Genomic DNA, 16,618 nt, shown 5'->3' on the forward strand with positions numbered 1-16,618 from the left:
GCGTTGATTACTCCGATTGGTGTCAACACAAGGACGCCGCCGGAATGTGGAAACAGTTCGCCCTAGCCCTTCTCCTAACTGCCCTGTCCGGGGCCGCCGCAGCCGAATCCGGTTTGCGGGCGCTTGAAACCGGGGACGACGCACGGGGCTGGACCGGGGTCGGGCGGCTGAACATCGGGACCAACACCTTTTGCACCGGCGCGCTGATTTCCGAAGACACGGTCCTGACGGCGGCGCATTGCCTTTATGACAAGGAAACCGGTCGCCGGTTCGACGCCTCCGAGATCGAATTCCTTGCTGACTGGCGCAACGGACGGGCCAGCGCGGTGCGCGGCATCTCGATCGCGCTGCCGCATCCGGGCTTTGGCTTTTCCAACCAGGCGACCACCGACCGGGTGTCGCATGACGTGGCGCTTCTGCGTCTCGATGCACCGATCCGCAACAGCACGGTCACACCCTTCGGTGTCCGGTTCGGCACCCAGCGCGGCGAGGAGGTGGGCGTGGTGTCCTATGGCCTCGGCCGCGAGGATTCGCCATCTCTGCAAGAGGTCTGCCATGTGCTGGCACGGCAGGGCGGATCGCTCGTGCTGTCCTGCCAGGTGGAATTCGGCTCGTCCGGCTCGCCGATCTTCGTGATGGAGAACGGCCGCCCGCAGATCGTCTCGGTGGTCTCTGCCAAGGCCCAGGTGTCGGGCAGCCCGGTGTCGCTCGGCACCTCGCTCGAGGCGCCGCTGTCGGACCTGATGCAGTTGATGCAGGTGGAAGGCGAGCGTTTTGCCAGCGCCGGCAACGTGAACCGTCTCGCCGATCCCGAGACCGGCATCACGCCCAGCGGCGCCAAGTTCCTGCGGCCCTGAAGCCCCGGTCCGCAGACCGGCGCGCAAGGGTCTTGAACCGGCGCGCCGCACTTCCCAGATCCTCCATGCGGGCGCCACACACGGGCCCGCATTCAGGCCCGTCCCGTTCAGGGAGGGCAGACATAGTGGTATCGCTCAATGGAGGTAACCATGCGAAACTTCGATCTTGCACCGCTGTATCGTGCAACCGTCGGCTTTGACCGTATCGCCGACATGATGGACCGGGTGCTGACCCAGGAGGTCGCTCAGCCCGGCTATCCCCCCTACAACATCGAAAAGACCGACGAGAGCGCGTATCGCATCTCGCTCGCCGTCGCGGGCTTTACCGAGGACGAATTGACCGTCGAGGTGCGCGAACAGGCGCTGATCGTGTCGGCCAGCAAGGCCCCCGAGGATGACGGCAAGGTCTATCTGCATCGCGGCATCGCTACCCGCGCGTTCGAGCGGCGCTTTGCCCTTGCCGACCACGTCCGCGTGACCGGCGCGCTGCACGAGAACGGCATGCTGCACATCGACCTCGTGCGCGAGATCCCCGAGGCGCTCAAGCCGCGCCGGATCGCCATCGAAGGGACGCGCGGCGGCAACGTGAAGACTGTCGAGGCGAAGACCGAAGACGCCTGATCGACAGGCTTATCCTGGCCACGAGGGCGCGCCACTGGCGCGCCCGTTTCGTTTCAGCGGCGGCCTTCGCGCAGCCAGGCACCGACGATGAACAGCGAGGCGATCAGCAGGAACGCCCAGGCCGGCAGGATCGGTGCGATGCGCACATCCGCCGTCACATAGGCCTCGCGCGGGGTGATCCCGATCCAGCCACGCCCCGCCGCCGGGCGCCCCTCGCGCACGCGGCGGATGTCGGGCGCGCCGTCCGACAGCGCTAGGATACCGCCATTCGTCGGGTCCACGACCGGGTCCAACACGTCGCCGCTGGCGATGGTCTGCTCGAACTCGCGCGGCGCGGCCGGGCCCAGCGCGATCACCGCCTCCTGCTCGCCTTCGGCCAGCCGGTAGAGGCCGATCTCGGGGCCCTCGAACACCGTCTCAAAGCGCCCCGGCGCCACCTCGTCCATCGGCAGCACCGTCACCGCGCCGTCCGGCCCGGTGATCTCGACGTCGCGCGCGCCCTCGCCCAGGGTGCGGCGCGTGATGGTCATGGTCTGCCCCTCCGCCGTTGCGGTCAGCGCCTCTTCCTCAAGCTCGGGTTCCTTCATCATCCAGTGCGCCAGCCGCCGCAGCAGCTCAAGTTGCGGCCCGCCGCCCTCGTATCCCCGGCCCCAAAGCCACGCCTGGTCCGACCCCATCAAGGCGACGCGCCCCTCGCCCGCACGGCTCAAGACCAGCAGCGGACGCTCGCCGGTGCCCGACAGCACGGTGTCGCCGCCGGTCTCTTCCAACTCGATCAGCCGGAACCAGCGGCCCCAGGCGGGGCCATCGCCATCCGCCTCCTCCGCGCCCGGCGCGGCAAAGTCCTCCAGCCCGGCAGTCACCGGATGGCGTGTGCCGATCTCGGTCGTGGCGGGGCGGAACCCCTCTTCGATCACCCGGCCCGTCGGCGCTGCGGGCATGATCCCGGCCAGCGGCGAGCGGTAGATAGAGGCGGCCCCGGCGAAATCCGGCCCCGCAGCGACCAGCACCGCTCCGCCCGCCTCGACATATTGCCGGACGTTGTCGAGATAGATCGCGGGCAGGATGCCGCGCCGCTTGTAGCGGTCAAAGATGATGAGGTCGAACTCGTCGATCTTGTCGAGAAACAGCTCGCGCGTCGGAAAGGCGATCAGCGACAACTCGTTCACCGGCACGCCGTCCTGCTTTTCGGGCGGGCGCAGGATGGTGAAATGCACCAGATCGACGCTGGAATCGGATTTCAGCAGGTTGCGCCAGGTCCGCTCGCCGGGATGCGGCTCGCCCGAGACCAGCAGCACCCGCAGACGGTCGCGCACGCCGTTGATCTGCACCACCGCGGAATTGTTGCGGTCGGTCAACTCGCCCTCCGCCTCGGGCACGGTGAACTGCACGACGTTCATCCCGCCATGCGGCAGCGTCAGCGGCAATTCCAGGTCCTCGCCGACAGGGACGGTGAACACCTGCGGCTCACCGCCATCGACAGCGATCTCGATCTCCGAGCGCCCTGCAACCGACGCGGGCACCCGGCCCTGGTCCTCGATCCGCAAGGTCAGCGTCACCTCCTCGTCGAGGATCGCAAACGCCGGCGCATTGCGGACCATCAGGCGGCGGTCCCAGTCCTCCGGCTCGCCGGTCAGAAGCACCTGAAGCGGTGCGGGCAGGTCCGGCGCCGCCTCGATGTCATGGGCCTGCCCGTCGGTGATCAGGATCGCCCCCGCCAGCCGCGCGCGCGGCTCCTCCGCCATCGCTTCGGCCAGCGCCGCCATCAGAAGCGTGCCCTCGTCGCCTTGCGCATCTCCCAGCCGGACGACGCGCAACTCGGTGTTCTCCATCGCCGCGATCTGCCGCTCGACCGAGGCAAGCGCCGCTGCGCTTTGATCGGGACGGCCCGCGATGCGCTGGCTCGCGCTTTCATCGACCACTGCGATCACGATGTCGGTCAGCGGCGCGCGGTCCTCGGTCTGCAGCGACGGGTTCGCCAGCGCCGCCACCAGCGCCAGCGCCGCAAGCCCCCGCAGCCACCAGCCCGTCAGCCCGCGCCACAGCGCCGCGCCGACGAACAGCGCCGCAAGCACCGCAAGCCCCCCCACAAGAAGAAGCGGCAGCAGCGGGTCGAAAACGATGGAACCGGTCACGGGTCATCCCTTGTCATCTTTGGTCCGGAAATACTCCGGAGGGGGGTCCGGGGGGAGGCAGCGCCTCCCCCCGGCCGGGTTGCCCAAGGCGCAAGGCCTTGGGCAACATCGCTATTGTCCAAGCCTGTCCAGAAGCGCAGGCACATGCACCTGGTCGGATTTGTAGTTGCCGGTCAGCACATGCATCATCAGGTTCACGCCGAAGCGGTAGGCGATCTCGCGCTGGCGCTCCCCGGCAAAGCCGCGCCCGACCGGCAGCATCCAGTTGCCGCGCGCGTCCGTCGCCCAGGCGGCGGCCCAGTCGTTGCCGCCGATCACCACGGGGGTCACATTGTCGTTGAGGTTGCGGAACGGCATGCCCTCGACCTGCTCGGCATCGGGCGGCGCCGCCTCGACCCAGACGTCGCGGCTGGCATGGCGACCCGGAAAATCCTGAAGCAGGTAGAAGGTGCGCGTCAGGACGTGATCCTCGGGGATTGGCTCCAGCGGCGGGATGTCCAGCGGCGCGGCAAGCTGTTGCAGCTTGCGCCCGTTCGGGCTGCCCTGGCCAAAGCGGGCGATGTCTGCGTCGCGGGTGTCGAAAACGATCATGCCGCCGGTGCGCAAGTAGGTGTTGAGCCGCTCGTAGGCGTCCGAGGATGGCACCGGCTGATCGGGCGTGATCGGCCAGTAGAGCACCGGATAGAAGGCCAGCTCATCCGCTTCCAGATCGACGGCGATCGGGTCCGCCGGTTCGATCGAGGTGCGGGAGTAAAGCACACTCGACAGCCCCCTCAGCCCCGCCTCGGCGACGCGGTCAACCTCGGCGTTGCCGGTCACGACATGGGCCATGACCACCTCGGATGTCGCCTCCAGCGCCTTGGCATCGTCCTGCGCGCGTCCTTCCTGCGGCAGCATCAGCACGGCCAGCGCCAGCACCGCCGCCGCCCCCGCGCGCGGCCCGCGCAGGCGCCCCGACAGCAAGAGTGACGCAAGGATGTCGATCATCAGAAGCGTCATCGCCGCCGCCAGGAACCAGCCCTTCAGCACCGTCTCGCGCATCACGTCCAATCCTTCCACGGCGATCCGGTCGGGCCATGCCGTCGTGCTCAGTTCGGTGCCTGGACCGAACACATTGACGGCGATCAGGCGATCCTCGCCAGAATACAGCCCGGGCGGCAGGGCGGGGCCGGGCGGCCCTTCGGCCAGCACCTCGCCTGCAACGCCCGGCAAATTGCCTGCGTCCTCGATCTCGCCAAAGCCGTCGAGCACCCGCTCGGGCGACCAGACGGTGCCCGCCAGATCCTCGGCCGATGGCACCGCGGGGCGGGTCGAGACCGCGAGGCGTTCCAGCATCTGCACGAACAGTCCCGACAGCGGCAGCGTCGACCATTCGGCGTTGGCGGTGACGTGGAACAGCACCACCTGCCCCGCGCCGATCCGCTTGCGCGTGACAAGGGGCGTGCCGTCCTGCAGCGTGGCGATCACCCGCGCGGCAAGCTCGGGGTCGGGCTGCGCCATCACCTGCGCCGAGACGCGCACGTCCTCGGGGATCGCGAGGCCGAAGAACGGGCTGTCCTCGCCGAACGGGCGCAGGCCCTTCGGCTCGCCCCAGCTCATCGCGCCGCCGACGCTGCGGCCACCCGCGCGCAGGCGCACCGGCATCAGCGGGTCTTCCTCGGTGCGGCTGACCTCGCTGGCGGCAAGGCGCGGCCCGGCAAAGCGCAAGAGCAAACCGCCCTCCTCGACCCAGGCGGCGATTCCATCCTTCTCGCTCTGAGACAGGGTGGCCACGTCGGCCAGAACCATCACGTCGGGATTGGCCAGCAGGATATCCGAAAGCGCCCCGTCGATCAGGTCCGCCGACGGCTCGAGCGCCTGTTCAAGGTAATGGGTGGGCGACAGCAGCTCCAGCCCTTCGCGGTTCTCGCGCCCTGCGATCAGCGCGACCTCGCGGCGCTTGAGCGCGTCGTCGGTCAGGGACACCGCGCCCGCCGACCGCACGCCCGCGATCTCGAAGCGGCTGATGCGGTTGCGCAATTCAGGCGGCAGGGACAGTTCCGCCTCGGCGCGGTTCTCGCCATCGGCAAAGGTGACGCTGGCGCGGGACAATTCCCGCTCGATGCCGTTGGGGTCAAGCCCGTAGGCGGCAACATCGGCGGTATCCTCGCCCCCGGTGCGCGCCCGCAGCGCCGTCACGACGACCGATCCGTCCTCGAAGCGCACGGGCGCAAGGCCGACCACCGCGCGCGGGCTTTCGAAGACCCGGACGGTGCCGCGCGCCTCGAGCGCCGTCAGGACATCGGCCCGCACATCGCGCGCGACGCCATCGGACATCCAGAAGGTGTCGAAATCGCCCTCCAGCCCGTCCAGCCAGGTGGCGACGGCCTCGGGGTCCGGCTCCCACGGCATCGGCTCGAACCCGGCCAGCCGCGACGTCCAGCTTTCGGCGGCGGCAAAGGGCAGATCGCCAGTCGGCAGATCGGTCAGGCTGACCACGGCGGCGGTGCGCCCGTCGCGCGACGCCTCGTCCAGCGCCGCCTCGACGCGGTCCATCCGGCGCGGCCAGTCGCGGGCATCGGCCCAGGTTCCGTCGATCAGCACCAGCAGCGGGCCGCTGCCGCGCACCTCGGTCTGCGGGTTCAGGACGGGCCCGGCAAAGGCGATGATCGCAGCGGCGACAGCCAGCATGCGCAGCAGCAGCAGCCACCACGGCGTCTTGTCGGTCTGCGTCTCGTCGTCGGTCAGACCCAGCAGCAGCGCAACCCCGGGAAACCGGCGGCGGACCGGTGCGGGCGGCACCGCGCGCAACAGAAGCCACAGGATCGGCAGCGCGATCAGCCCCAGCAAAAGCCAGGGCGCGGCGAAACCAAGGGGTCCAAGCGTCAGCATCAGCGTCTCCGTTCCAGCGCGCCGTAAAGCCACAGCAGGGCGGCTTGCGCCGGGTCGGACGTATGGTGGCAGCGGTATTGCCAGCCGGTGACATGGGCGAGGTCCTGAAGCCGTCCCTTGCGCTCGGCCAGACGTTCCAGATAGCGCCCGCGCAGGTCGCGCGCTTTCAGCGTCTCGTGCCGCACGGATGCGCCCATGCTTTCAAAGATCGTGCGCCCGTCAAAGGGAAACGCCTCTTCCTGCGGGTCGAGGATCTGGAACAGCACGCCCTTAACGCCGCGGTCGGCGGCCTTGGTCAGTTGCGCCGTCACCGCCTCGATATCGCCCATGAAATCGGACACAAACAGAGCGCGGGCATGGGGCAGCATGCCCCGCACCTCTGGTGCGCCGTAATCGGGCCGCTCGCCGCCACGCGTGAACGCCTCGGCGATGCGGATCAGTTGCAATTCCGACGACCGGGGCGGCGTGCCGAGATTGGCAAGCGCCACACGCTCGCCCGCGCGGATCAGCAGCACCGACATCGCCAGCGACAGCAGCTTGGCGCGGTCGGCCTTGGTCACCAGCCTGTCGGTCGAGGCGAAATCCATCGACTGCGCCTCGTCCAGCCAGATGTGCACCGATTGCGCCGCCTGCCATTCGTTCTCGCGCACGAAATGCTCGTCCGACCGGCCCGAACGGCGCCAGTCGATGCTGCGCGCCTCGTCACCGGGGCGGGCGTTGCGATACTGCCAGAACTCGTCGCCCATCCCCGACCGGCGGCGGCCGTGCGCGCCCAGAAGAACCGTCTGCGCAAGCTGCTCTGCCGCCGCCAGAAGCGGGGGCAGCGCCTGCGCAAGGTCTTCTGATCGTTGCCGGAGATGCGCGGGCGTGGTCAAGCGGCGGCCTCGACGCGGGTCACGCGCTCTGCCACCTGGTCGATCACGTCCTTGAGTTGCTCGCCGCGCGCCCGTGCCGCAAAGGTCAGCGCCATGCGGTGCGACAGCACGGGCCGCGCCATCGCGATGACGTCCTCGGCGTTGGGCGCAAGGCGACCATCCAGCAGCGCGCGTGCCCGCACGGTCAGCATCAGCGCCTGCGCCGCGCGCGGGCCGGGGCCCCAGCCGACAGACCGCGTGATCGCCTCATGCGCTTCGGGCTCGCCCGGGCGGCAGGCGCGCACCAGGTCAAGGATCAGGTCCACGACGCCGTCGCCGACCGGCATCCGCCGCACCAGCGTCTGCGCCTTCAGCAGTTCCTCGGTCGAGAACACCTCGGTCGCCTGCGCATCGTCCACGCCGGTCGTTGCCAGCAGGATGTCGCGTTCTGTTCCGCGGTCGGGGTAGTCCACATCGATCTGCACAAGGAACCGGTCAAGCTGCGCTTCGGGCAGCGGATAGGTGCCTTCCTGTTCGATGGGGTTCTGCGTGGCCAGCACATGGAACGGCACGCCAAGCGGCCGCTCGACCCCGGCGACCGTCACGGTCTTTTCCTGCATCGCCTGCAACAGCGCCGATTGCGTGCGCGGCGAGGCGCGGTTGATCTCGTCGGCCATCAGCAACTGGCAGAACACCGGGCCTTCGATGAACCGGAATGCGCGGCTGCCGTCGCCGGCGGTTTCCAGCACTTCGGAGCCAAGAATATCCGCCGGCATCAGGTCGGGCGTGAACTGGATGCGATTTCCATGCAGGCCCATCACCGTCGACAGCGTGTCGATGAGCCGCGTCTTGCCCAGCCCCGGAAGGCCGATCAGCAGCCCGTGACCGCCGCAAATCAGGGCTGAAAGAACCAGCTCTACCACCCGCTCCTGACCGATGAAGCGCTTGGAAATGCTGTCTTTTGCCGTGATCATCCTGGCGCCCAGCGCCTCGATCTCGGGGACGAGGCTTTCGGTGTCTGCCATGGCAATGCGCTCCGCTGCGGTTATATCCCTATGGGAGGAACGTATCTTGGACCGCGCAAGAGGCAAAACGTATGACCGCACAAAACATCGTGAAACCCTCGGCAGACAGCCTCGCCGCCTCGGCAAAGGCGGCGCAGTCGAAAAAAGGGGCGCCGCCGGTCGAGAAATGGAACCCGCCGTTCTGCGGCGACCTGGACATGCGCATCGCGCGTGACGGGACGTGGTTCTATCTTGGCACGCCGATCGGGCGACCGGGGCTGGTCAAGCTGTTCTCGTCGATCATCCGCAAGGACGGCGACAAGTATTTCCTAGTCACCCCGGTCGAGAAGGTCGGCATCACCGTCGAGGACGCGCCGTTCGTCGCTGTGGATTTCACCGTGACGGGCGACGGCGCGGACCAGGTGCTGACCTTCACCACCCATGTCGACGACGTGGTCGCTGCCGGGCCGGATCATCCGATCCGCGTGGCGCGCGACCCCGAGACGGGAGAGCCGTCGCCCTACGTCCTTGTCCGGCGGAACCTGGAGGCGCTGATCGACCGGAAAAGCTTTTACCGGCTGGTGGACATCTGCACGACCGAGTCGCGCGACGGGACCGACTGGTTCGGCGTCTGGTCGGGCGGCGCGTTCTTTCCGGTCATCCCGGCGGCCGAGTTGCCGTGAGACTGAGGATTGCCGCCAACATCACGCTGATGTTTCCCGAATTGCCGTTCCTCGACCGGATCGGCGCGGCGGCAGAGGCCGGGTTCGACGGCATCGAGATCCTGTTTCCCTACGATGATCCGGTGCGCGAGGTCACACGCCGCCTGCGCGCCGTGCATCTGCCGCTTGTCCTGATCAACTGCCCGCCGCCCAACTACACCGGCCGGGCGCGCGGGATGGCCGCCGTGCCGGGGCTGGAGGATCGGTTCCGCAGCGATTTCCGGCGGTCCTTGCGCTTTGCGCGGGAACTGGGCGCGGGTCGCATCCACGTCATGGCAGGCGAGGCTGAAGGCACGGCAGCGCGCACGGTCCTTGCCAGCAACCTGGCATGGGCGGCCGCAGAGGCGGACGACATGCCCTTGTCCATCGAGCCGCTGAACCCCGTCGATTTCCCGGGCTATTTCCTGAACGGTTTTCAGCTTGCCGCCGACATCCTGGCCGAGGTCGGCGCGCCGAGCCTCGGCCTGCAGTTCGACGCCTATCATTCGGCCATGATCCACGGCGACATCCTGCCGCAATGGGACCGTTTCGGCGCCCTTTCGACCCATGTGCAGATCGCCGGGGCGCCCGGGCGTCACGAGCCCGATACGCCCGCGGTGGCAGAGTTTCTGGAGCGGCTGAAGACGGACGGCTACACGGGCTGGGTCAGCGCCGAATACCGCCCGCGCGGCGAGACGCTGGCAGGGCTGGGCTGGCTTGCATCGGCGCGAGGATGAATTAACCAGAGCCGCCCTGACGGCTCCTGACAGAACGCTGTCAGGGGGGCTATGCTAGCGACGTGTCACTGCACCATGCAAAAGGAGACACGCCATGGCCAACCGTGACCACCCCGTCTGCTGGACGGAAATCCCCGTGACCGATCTTTCCGCCGCGCAGGCGTTCTATTCCAAGGTCTTCGGCTTCGAGTTCTTCACCGACGACACCGGCCCCAATCCCGTCGCGATGATCCGGACCAAGGACGACAATGGCGTCGCCGGGCATCTCTATCCCGGCAAGCCCGCACCGGACGGTGCCGGACCGACCGTCCACTTCGTCGTCGAATCGACGCTTGAGGATGCCATCACCCGCTGCACCGACGCGGGCGGCACCGTGTTGTCCCCCGCGATCACTATTCCGCCCGGGCGCTTTGCCTATGCGCTCGACCTCGATGGCAACTCCATCGGCCTGTTCGAGCCTGCCGGGGCCTGACCCATGCGCCGCGCCGACCGCCTCTTTCAGATCGTCCAGCATCTTCGGGGCGGTCGGCTGACGACGGCGAGGAAACTCGCCGCCGCGCTGGAGGTGTCCGAGCGCACCGTCTACCGCGACATCGCCGACCTGATCGGCACCGGCGTGCCGATCGAAGGCGAGGCTGGTGTCGGATACGTCATGCGGCAGGGGTTCGACCTGCCGCCGCTGATGTTCACACGCGATGAGATCGTGGCGCTGGTCGCCGGGGCGCGGTTCGTGCGCGCCTGGGGCGGCACGGGAATGGCCGCCGCCGCAGAAGAAGCGCTGATAAAGATCGAGTCGGTGCTGCCTGCAGACGCCCGCGCCCGCGCTGCCGCCGTTCCGGTCCACGCCTTCGGAACAATGCGCTTTGATCCCGCCACCCGCAACCGGCTCGACGTGCTGGAACGCGCCAGCGCCGAGCGCAAGCGGCTGATCCTGTCCTATGCCGACGCCGAAGGGCGCGTCACCGAACGCCCGGTGCGCCCGCTTGGCCTGTGGTTCTGGGGCAAGGTCTGGACCATCGTCGCCTGGTGCGAGTTGCGCGAGGATTTCCGCGCCTTCCGCGCCGACCGCATCCGCGACATCACCGAAGCCGGGACGTTCCGCGACGAAAAGGGCAAGCGGCTGGCGGATTTCTATGCCTGCGAGGTGCCGGACGAGGCGCTGTCGCCATAGGCCAGCGCATCCTCGGGGCAGCCGGACGCCGGTGTTTCGCATTCCAGCGTGGCGTGGCGTATGCCGTGTTCGCGCGCCAGCACGCGGCGCAGGCGTCTGGCGATCTGGGGAAACTCGGCTTCACGCGCTTCCGACACGACGACATGCGCCTCGACGGACAAGCGATGCTCGTCGATCTGCCAAAGATGGATATGGTGCACGCCCTCGACCCCGTCGACCCCCGCCATGGTCCGCCGAACGTCGTCACGGGCCACGCCTGCCGGGGCGCCCAGCATCAGGATGCGGATCACCGGCTGGATCTCGGCCAGCGCGTGCCACAGGATGTAGGCCGAGATGCCAAGCGTCACCAGCGGATCGACCAGCCGCCAGTCATACAGCAGGATCAGCGTCCCCGCGAAGATCACCGCGACCGACCCCAGCGCGTCGGCGACGTTGTGCAGGAACGCAGCGCGGATGTTCAGGCTGTCCTTGGCCATCCGCCACGTCAGCATCGCCGTGACCAGATCGACCACCAGCGCGACACCGGCGACGATGACTACGATCCAGCCCTCGACGCCCGGCGGATCGGCCAGACGCGCCAGACCTTCCCACACCAGATACAGCGCAATGACGATCAGCGTGGTGTAGTTGATCAGCGCCGCGATCAACTCGGCCCGGCCATAGCCGAAGGTCATCGTCGCATCCGCCGCGCGCCGGGCGATCCGGCGGGCTGCGAAGGCAACGACCAGCGAAATCGCATCGGACAGGTTGTGCACCGCGTCGGCGATCAGCGCGATCGACCCCGAGAGGATGCCGCCCGCGATCTGAGCAAGCGTCAACAGAAGGTTCACGCCCACAGCCGCTGCGACACGGGCATCGCCGGCGTTCGGGTCGATCTGGTGGTGATGGTGGTGATCGTGCGGCATGGATGGCAAGCTAACGGTTGGCTGCGGCACTGCAAGGGAGGATGCTATGGCTCAGGCACGGATCATACCGAGGGACCACTGGCGCGACGGCGCCGATGCCTCGCTCTGGAAGGGGCGGATCGAGGGCGTCGATGTCGGCACCGACACGACCGTCCTGTTCTATGCCACCGACAAGATCGGCACCGGCCCGCGCTGGCATGTCCACGACTACGACGAGATCTTCATCCTGACCGAGGGGCGGGCGCTGTTCACCGTGGGCGACCAGAAGATCGAGGCGCAGGCGGGCGACGTGGTGATCGGCCCTGCGCATGTTCCGCACAAGTATCACAACCTAGGCCCCGGGCGGCTGACCAGCATCGACATCCACTGCTCGGCGCGCTGGGTGCAGACCGACCTCGACGATCCGGAATTTGCCTAGCGGCGGAAGGGCGACGGGCGCTGGCTGGAAAGATCACGGCGTCACATCCCGCCATGCGCCCGGTTCAAGCCCGGCCAGGTCATGCGGCCCGACCGACCAGCGCACCAGCCGCAGCACCGGCAGATCGACGGCGGCGCACATGCGGCGGACCTGCCGGTTGCGCCCCTCGGTGATGGTCAGGCGCAGCCATGCGTCGGGCACCGACTTGCGGAACCGCACCGGCGGGTCGCGCGGCCACAACCAGCCCGGCGCGTCGATCTGCGTCGCCTCGGCGGGGCGGGTCGGGCCGTCGTTCAGCATGACGCCGCGGCGCAGAGCCTCCAGCGCAGCCTCGTCCGGCACGCCTTCGACCATGGCGAAGTAGGTCTTTGGCGTCTGGCTGCGCGGCGAGGTGATCCGCGCCTGCAATTGCCCGTCGTTGGTCAGCAAAAGCAGCCCTTCGCTGTCCCGGTCGAGCCGTCCTGCGGGATACAGCCCCGGCATGTCGAAGTGGCGCTTCAGCCCCGGCCAATGGCCGTCATCGGTGAACTGGCTGAGCACATCCATCGGCTTGTTGAAGGCGATCAGCCGCGTCGGGCCTGACTTGGCAGCGCGCGGGCGGGGACGCGGACGGCTCATGCAAACCTGAACCCTGGCACTAAAGACGACATTGAGATCCGTGGTTCGCATCAATCTCCTGCCGCGGAAAGCCAAGGCGAAGATCCTGAAACGACACAACAAATCCTCCGTTAGCCCAGCCCCAATGACCGCGCCCAAGCCCTACCGAGTAGGCATCACAGGATCGCCCAAGATACAGGACCTCGATCCCTGTCAACGTGCTGCTGTCGGCCCCACGCTCGAAATACCTAGAGACAGGCTCTGTCGACGTTAGAACGGCGCCGTCTTGATTGATGGAATAGGAGTATTGCTGGCCATCAGACGAGGTATATACCGGCCCGGCCCCCAATGCAGCGGTGGCGACGAATACTGCCAATAGTGAAACGTAAGAGCCAAACTTCATCAAATCATCCCTTGTGAATTGGCCGACAGACTAGCCTGCCTTGACCGTTTTCCAAAGAGGTCGTCATTCTCCCGGATCAGCGCGGGGGCTGGCCGGGCAGCGCAAGGCGGACGTGCCGGTGCATGCCGAACGCCCCGAGCCAAAAGGCCGCCCCGACGAACAGCGCCGCGATCAGGAGCCACAGCAAGGACAGGCGTTCATCGAAGGAATCGCTGAACAGCACGACGCCGATGCAGAAGGTCGACGCCGGGGCGTACCACCAGCGCACCGTCGCACCATAGCGGGCCAAGACCACCCACAGGACAAACGCGAGGACGGTCAACGGTATGGCGGGCAGAAGCCCGAAGTACAGCCAGGTCAGGAAGGTCACGACAACGCCAAGCACGGTGCCGTTCCCCGCCCCGGTCGCCAGCGCCGAGATCGTCATGGCAAGGGACCCGGTCACCCACGCCGCGATACAGCCCAGAATGATGCGCCCGCCCTGCATCAGTGCGCCTCCGCCCATGTGGCGCCCTGCCCGGCGTCGACGTCGAGCGGCACGTCGAACTTGACGGCAGGCAGCGACGCGCCCTCCATCACGTCGCGTGCGCGTTCGATCAGATCGTCCACGGCGCTGTCCTCTACCTCGAATATCAATTCGTCATGCACCTGCAGCAGCATCTTCGCGGGCAGGTCTTCGATCGCGGCGTCCATGCGGATCATCGCGCGGCGGATCACGTCGGCGGCAGTGCCCTGGATCGGCGCGTTGATCGCGGCGCGCTTGGCGAAACCGGCGGTTGGCCCCTTGGAATTGATCTCGGGCGTATGGATGCGGCGGCCGAAAAGCGTCTGGACGTAACCGTGGTCCTTGGCGAATTTCACGGTGGCGTCCATGTAGTCCTTGATGCCGGGAAAGCGTTCGAAGTAGCGGTCGATAAAGCCCTGCGCCTCGGCCCGCGGGATGCGCAGGTTGCGCGCAAGGCCAAAGCCCGAAATGCCGTAGATCACGCCGAAGTTGATCGCCTTGGCCTGACGGCGGATGTCCGGCGTCATCTGGTCCAGCGGCACGTCGAACATCTCGGACGCGGTCATGGCGTGAATGTCCTGCCCGTCCGCGAACGCCTGCTTCAGCGCGTCGATCCCCGCGATATGGGCAAGGATGCGCAACTCGATCTGCGAATAGTCGAGCGACACCAGCGTCTTGCCCTCGTCCGTCACAAAGGCCTCGCGGATGCGGCGGCCTTCCTCGGACCGGACGGGGATGTTCTGCAGGTTGGGGTCGGTGGACGCCAGCCGCCCGGTGTTCGCCCCAGCGATGGAATAGCTGGTATGAACGCGCCCCGTATCGGGGTTGATATGGTCCTGCAGCGCGTCGGTGTAGGTCGATTTCAGCTTGGACAACTGCCGCCAGTCCAGCACTCGGCCTGGCAGGTCATGCTCGGTCGCCAAGTCCTCGAGCACGTCGGCGGGCGTCGAATAGGCGCCGTTCTTGCCGCGCTTGCCGCCCGGAAGAGACATCTTGTCGAACAGGATCTCACCCAATTGCTTGGGCGAGCCGACGTTGAATTTCTCGCCCGCAAGCTGGTGGATTTCCGCTTCCAGCGCGGCCATCTTCTGGGCAAAGGCACCCGACATCCGCGACAGCGTGGCGCGGTCGACCTTGATCCCCGCCATCTCCATCCGCGCCAGAACCGGCACCAGCGGACGCTCCAGCGTCTCGTAGACCGTTGTCACGCGCCCGATGTGCAACGCGGGCTTGAAGCGCTCCCACAGCCGCAGGGTGATGTCGGCATCCTCTGCGGCGTATTTCACCGCGTCCTCGACCGGCACCTGGTCAAAGGTCTTCTGCGCCTTGCCGGACCCGATCAGCTCCTTGATGGGAATGGGGACGTGGCCAAGATACCGCTCTGACAGCGCGTCCATGCCGTGCCCGTGCAGACCGCCGTGCAGGGCGTAGGACATCAACATGGTGTCGTCGATGGGCGCCACGTTTATGCCGTGGCGGGCGAAGACCTTGGCGTCGAACTTCATGTTCTGGCCGATCTTCAGGATCGCCTCGTCCTCGAGCACAGGCTTCAGCAGCGCCAGCGCGCGGTCGAGACCGATCTGGCCCTCGACCAGATCACCGTCGCCGAACAGGCCGCCATCGCCGCCTCCACGATGGGCCAGAGGGACATAGCACGCCTGCCCCGCCTCGACCGACAGCGAGATGCCGACCAGGTTGCAGATCATCTCGTTCAACCCGTCCGTCTCGGTGTCGACGGCGACATGGCCCTTGTCCGCGATGCGGTCGATCCAGACCTGAAGCGCCGCCTCGTCCCGGACCCATTCATAATCCTCGGGGCGGAATGGCAGGTCGGGTGGCGTGTCGGCGGCGCCGCCCGACGGCGCGGCTTCGGTGCTTTCGGCCTCGATCGCGGGCGGCTCGACGCCCAGAACTTCCGCGACGCGCTTGGTGATGGTGCGGAACTCCATCGCCGTCAGGAACGCAAGCAGCGCCACCGGGTCAGGCTCCCGCACCTCCAGTTCGTCCAGCGTGACGTCATAAGGCATGTCACAGTCCAACTGCACCAGCGTCCTTGACAGCCGAATCTGCTCGGCGTTCTCGATCAGCGTCTCGCGGCGCTTGGTCTGCTTGATCTCGCCAGCCCGCTCCAGCAGCGTGTCCAGATCGCCGAACTCGTTGATCAGAAGCGCAGCGGTCTTGATCCCGATGCCCGGCGCGCCCGGCACGTTGTCGACACTGTCTCCCGCAAGCGCCTGCACATCGACCACCCGGTCCGGGCCGACGCCGAACTTCTCTTCGACCTCTTCCACCCCGATGCGGCGGTTCTTCATGGCGTCGAACATCTCGACCCCGCCGCCGACCAGCTGCATCAGGTCCTTGTCGGACGAGATGATCGTCACCCGCCCGCCCGCATCGCGCGCGCGGCACGCCAGCGTGGCGATGATGTCGTCGGCCTCAAAGCCTTCCTCTTCCAGACAGGCGATGTTGAAGGCGCGCGTCGCCTCGCGCGTCAGCGGGATCTGCGGGCGCAACTCCTCTGGCATCGCCTCGCGGTTGGCCTTGTAGAGATCGTAGAGATCATTGCGGAACGTATGGCTGCCCTTGTCGAACACCACCGCCACATGCGTGGGCGCGTCGGGGCCGTGATTGTCCTGAACCATCTTCCAGATCATGTTGACGAAGCCCGACACCGCCCCCACCGGCATCCCGTCCGATTTGCGCGTCAGCGGCGGCAAGGCGTGGAACGCGCGGAAGATGAACGCCGATCCGTCGATCAGGTGAAGGTGGCAGCCTTTGCCGAATGCCATGACGGTGTCCCCCGGGATGCGAGCCACCCGTTCATCGCGCGTGGGGAATG

Annotated in this window: 15 protein-coding genes; 7 read left to right on the forward strand and 8 right to left on the reverse strand. The window is 67.4% G+C overall.

What is annotated here, in order from left to right:
* Positions 1–44 precede the first annotated feature (44 nt).
* Together KTJ87_RS11835 and KTJ87_RS11840 are read left to right on the forward strand one after the other, a co-directional pair.
* Positions 45–857 carry a trypsin-like serine peptidase gene (locus KTJ87_RS11835; protein WP_267139336.1) on the forward strand — a complete coding sequence of 271 codons (813 nt, stop codon included), beginning with the start codon at positions 45–47 and terminating at the stop codon, positions 855–857.
* Positions 858–1,007: 150 nt separating this feature from the next.
* Positions 1,008–1,478 (forward strand): Hsp20 family protein, encoded by a 471-nt coding sequence (locus KTJ87_RS11840; RefSeq protein WP_267139337.1) that lies wholly within the window; start codon positions 1,008–1,010, stop codon positions 1,476–1,478.
* A gap of 53 nt (positions 1,479–1,531) precedes the next feature.
* Here KTJ87_RS11840 and KTJ87_RS11845 read toward each other — a convergent pair whose 3' ends face one another.
* The 4 genes from KTJ87_RS11845 to KTJ87_RS11860 form a co-directional block, all read right to left on the reverse strand.
* Entirely contained in the window at positions 1,532–3,613 is a 2,082-nt protein-coding gene (locus KTJ87_RS11845) for a hypothetical protein (RefSeq protein ID WP_267139338.1), read from the reverse strand.
* A gap of 111 nt (positions 3,614–3,724) precedes the next feature.
* Positions 3,725–6,484, reverse strand: a complete 2,760-nt coding sequence (locus KTJ87_RS11850; protein ID WP_267139339.1) for a DUF4159 domain-containing protein — start codon at positions 6,482–6,484, stop codon at positions 3,725–3,727.
* Positions 6,484–7,359, reverse strand: a complete 876-nt coding sequence (locus tag KTJ87_RS11855) for a DUF58 domain-containing protein (RefSeq protein WP_267139340.1) — start codon at positions 7,357–7,359, stop codon at positions 6,484–6,486. The genes KTJ87_RS11850 and KTJ87_RS11855 overlap by 1 nt, the downstream gene beginning before the upstream one ends.
* Complete coding sequence (locus tag KTJ87_RS11860; RefSeq protein ID WP_267139341.1) at positions 7,356–8,363, reverse strand: AAA family ATPase; 1,008 nt, start codon at positions 8,361–8,363, stop codon at positions 7,356–7,358. Before KTJ87_RS11860 ends, KTJ87_RS11855 begins: the two co-directional genes overlap by 4 nt.
* 71 nt (positions 8,364–8,434) lie before the next feature.
* Between KTJ87_RS11860 and KTJ87_RS11865 the strand changes: the two genes are divergently transcribed.
* The 4 genes from KTJ87_RS11865 to KTJ87_RS11880 all read left to right on the forward strand — a co-directional run bounded on the left by KTJ87_RS11865 (position 8,435) and on the right by KTJ87_RS11880 (position 10,951).
* Positions 8,435–9,025, forward strand: coding sequence for a DUF1285 domain-containing protein (locus tag KTJ87_RS11865; RefSeq protein ID WP_267139342.1), 591 nt, complete (start codon positions 8,435–8,437; stop codon positions 9,023–9,025).
* Positions 9,022–9,780: a hydroxypyruvate isomerase family protein gene (locus tag KTJ87_RS11870; protein ID WP_267139343.1), complete on the forward strand. Its 759-nt coding sequence runs from the start codon at positions 9,022–9,024 to the stop codon at positions 9,778–9,780. The genes KTJ87_RS11865 and KTJ87_RS11870 overlap by 4 nt, the downstream gene beginning before the upstream one ends.
* 94 nt (positions 9,781–9,874) lie before the next feature.
* Entirely contained in the window at positions 9,875–10,252 is a 378-nt protein-coding gene (locus KTJ87_RS11875) for a VOC family protein (protein WP_267139344.1), read from the forward strand.
* A gap of 3 nt (positions 10,253–10,255) precedes the next feature.
* Positions 10,256–10,951, forward strand: a complete 696-nt coding sequence (locus KTJ87_RS11880) for a helix-turn-helix transcriptional regulator (RefSeq protein ID WP_267139345.1) — start codon at positions 10,256–10,258, stop codon at positions 10,949–10,951.
* Here the strand turns inward: KTJ87_RS11880 and KTJ87_RS11885 are convergent.
* Positions 10,912–11,856, reverse strand: coding sequence for a cation diffusion facilitator family transporter (locus KTJ87_RS11885; RefSeq protein ID WP_267139346.1), 945 nt, complete (start codon positions 11,854–11,856; stop codon positions 10,912–10,914). The two genes, KTJ87_RS11880 and KTJ87_RS11885, sit on opposite strands and share 40 nt — an antisense overlap.
* 46 nt (positions 11,857–11,902) lie before the next feature.
* Here KTJ87_RS11885 and KTJ87_RS11890 point away from each other — a divergent pair, with 46 nt between their 5' ends.
* On the forward strand, positions 11,903–12,274 hold the full coding sequence (locus tag KTJ87_RS11890; RefSeq protein ID WP_267139347.1) for a cupin domain-containing protein: 372 nt from the start codon (positions 11,903–11,905) through the stop codon (positions 12,272–12,274).
* Positions 12,275–12,307: 33 nt separating this feature from the next.
* Here KTJ87_RS11890 and KTJ87_RS11895 read toward each other — a convergent pair whose 3' ends face one another.
* The 3 genes from KTJ87_RS11895 to polA all read right to left on the reverse strand — a co-directional run bounded on the left by KTJ87_RS11895 (position 12,308) and on the right by polA (position 16,568).
* Positions 12,308–12,892 (reverse strand): pseudouridine synthase, encoded by a 585-nt coding sequence (locus KTJ87_RS11895; protein WP_267139348.1) that lies wholly within the window; start codon positions 12,890–12,892, stop codon positions 12,308–12,310.
* 458 nt (positions 12,893–13,350) lie between these two features.
* A complete protein-coding gene (locus KTJ87_RS11900) occupies positions 13,351–13,779 on the reverse strand; it encodes a hypothetical protein (protein ID WP_267139349.1) in 429 nt (142 codons plus the stop codon).
* Complete coding sequence (gene polA, locus KTJ87_RS11905; RefSeq protein ID WP_267139350.1) at positions 13,761–16,568, reverse strand: DNA polymerase I; 2,808 nt, start codon at positions 16,566–16,568, stop codon at positions 13,761–13,763. The genes KTJ87_RS11900 and polA overlap by 19 nt, the downstream gene beginning before the upstream one ends.
* Positions 16,569–16,618: the final 50 nt, after the last annotated feature.

Origin of the sequence: Anianabacter salinae (genome assembly GCF_019061145.1) — a bacterium.
Lineage (GTDB): Bacteria > Pseudomonadota > Alphaproteobacteria > Rhodobacterales > Rhodobacteraceae > Anianibacter > Anianibacter salinarum.

Bases quoted from the DNA above. Each gene is read 5' to 3' on its own strand.
- KTJ87_RS11880 (WP_267139345.1), top strand. From the start codon at position 10,256: ATGCGCCGCGCCGACCGCCTCTTTCAGATCGTCCAGCATCTTCGGGGC.
- KTJ87_RS11840 (WP_267139337.1), top strand. From the start codon at position 1,008: ATGCGAAACTTCGATCTTGCACCGCTGTATCGTGCAACCGTCGGCTTT.
- KTJ87_RS11900 (WP_267139349.1), bottom strand. From the start codon at position 13,779: ATGGGCGGAGGCGCACTGATGCAGGGCGGGCGCATCATTCTGGGCTGT.
- KTJ87_RS11885 (WP_267139346.1), bottom strand. From the start codon at position 11,856: ATGCCGCACGATCACCACCATCACCACCAGATCGACCCGAACGCCGGC.
- KTJ87_RS11895 (WP_267139348.1), bottom strand. From the start codon at position 12,892: ATGAGCCGTCCGCGTCCCCGCCCGCGCGCTGCCAAGTCAGGCCCGACG.
- KTJ87_RS11890 (WP_267139347.1), top strand. From the start codon at position 11,903: ATGGCTCAGGCACGGATCATACCGAGGGACCACTGGCGCGACGGCGCC.
- KTJ87_RS11850 (WP_267139339.1), bottom strand. From the start codon at position 6,484: ATGCTGACGCTTGGACCCCTTGGTTTCGCCGCGCCCTGGCTTTTGCTG.
- KTJ87_RS11865 (WP_267139342.1), top strand. From the start codon at position 8,435: ATGACCGCACAAAACATCGTGAAACCCTCGGCAGACAGCCTCGCCGCC.
- polA (WP_267139350.1), bottom strand. From the start codon at position 16,568: ATGGCATTCGGCAAAGGCTGCCACCTTCACCTGATCGACGGATCGGCG.
- KTJ87_RS11835 (WP_267139336.1), top strand. From the start codon at position 45: ATGTGGAAACAGTTCGCCCTAGCCCTTCTCCTAACTGCCCTGTCCGGG.
- KTJ87_RS11860 (WP_267139341.1), bottom strand. From the start codon at position 8,363: ATGGCAGACACCGAAAGCCTCGTCCCCGAGATCGAGGCGCTGGGCGCC.
- KTJ87_RS11875 (WP_267139344.1), top strand. From the start codon at position 9,875: ATGGCCAACCGTGACCACCCCGTCTGCTGGACGGAAATCCCCGTGACC.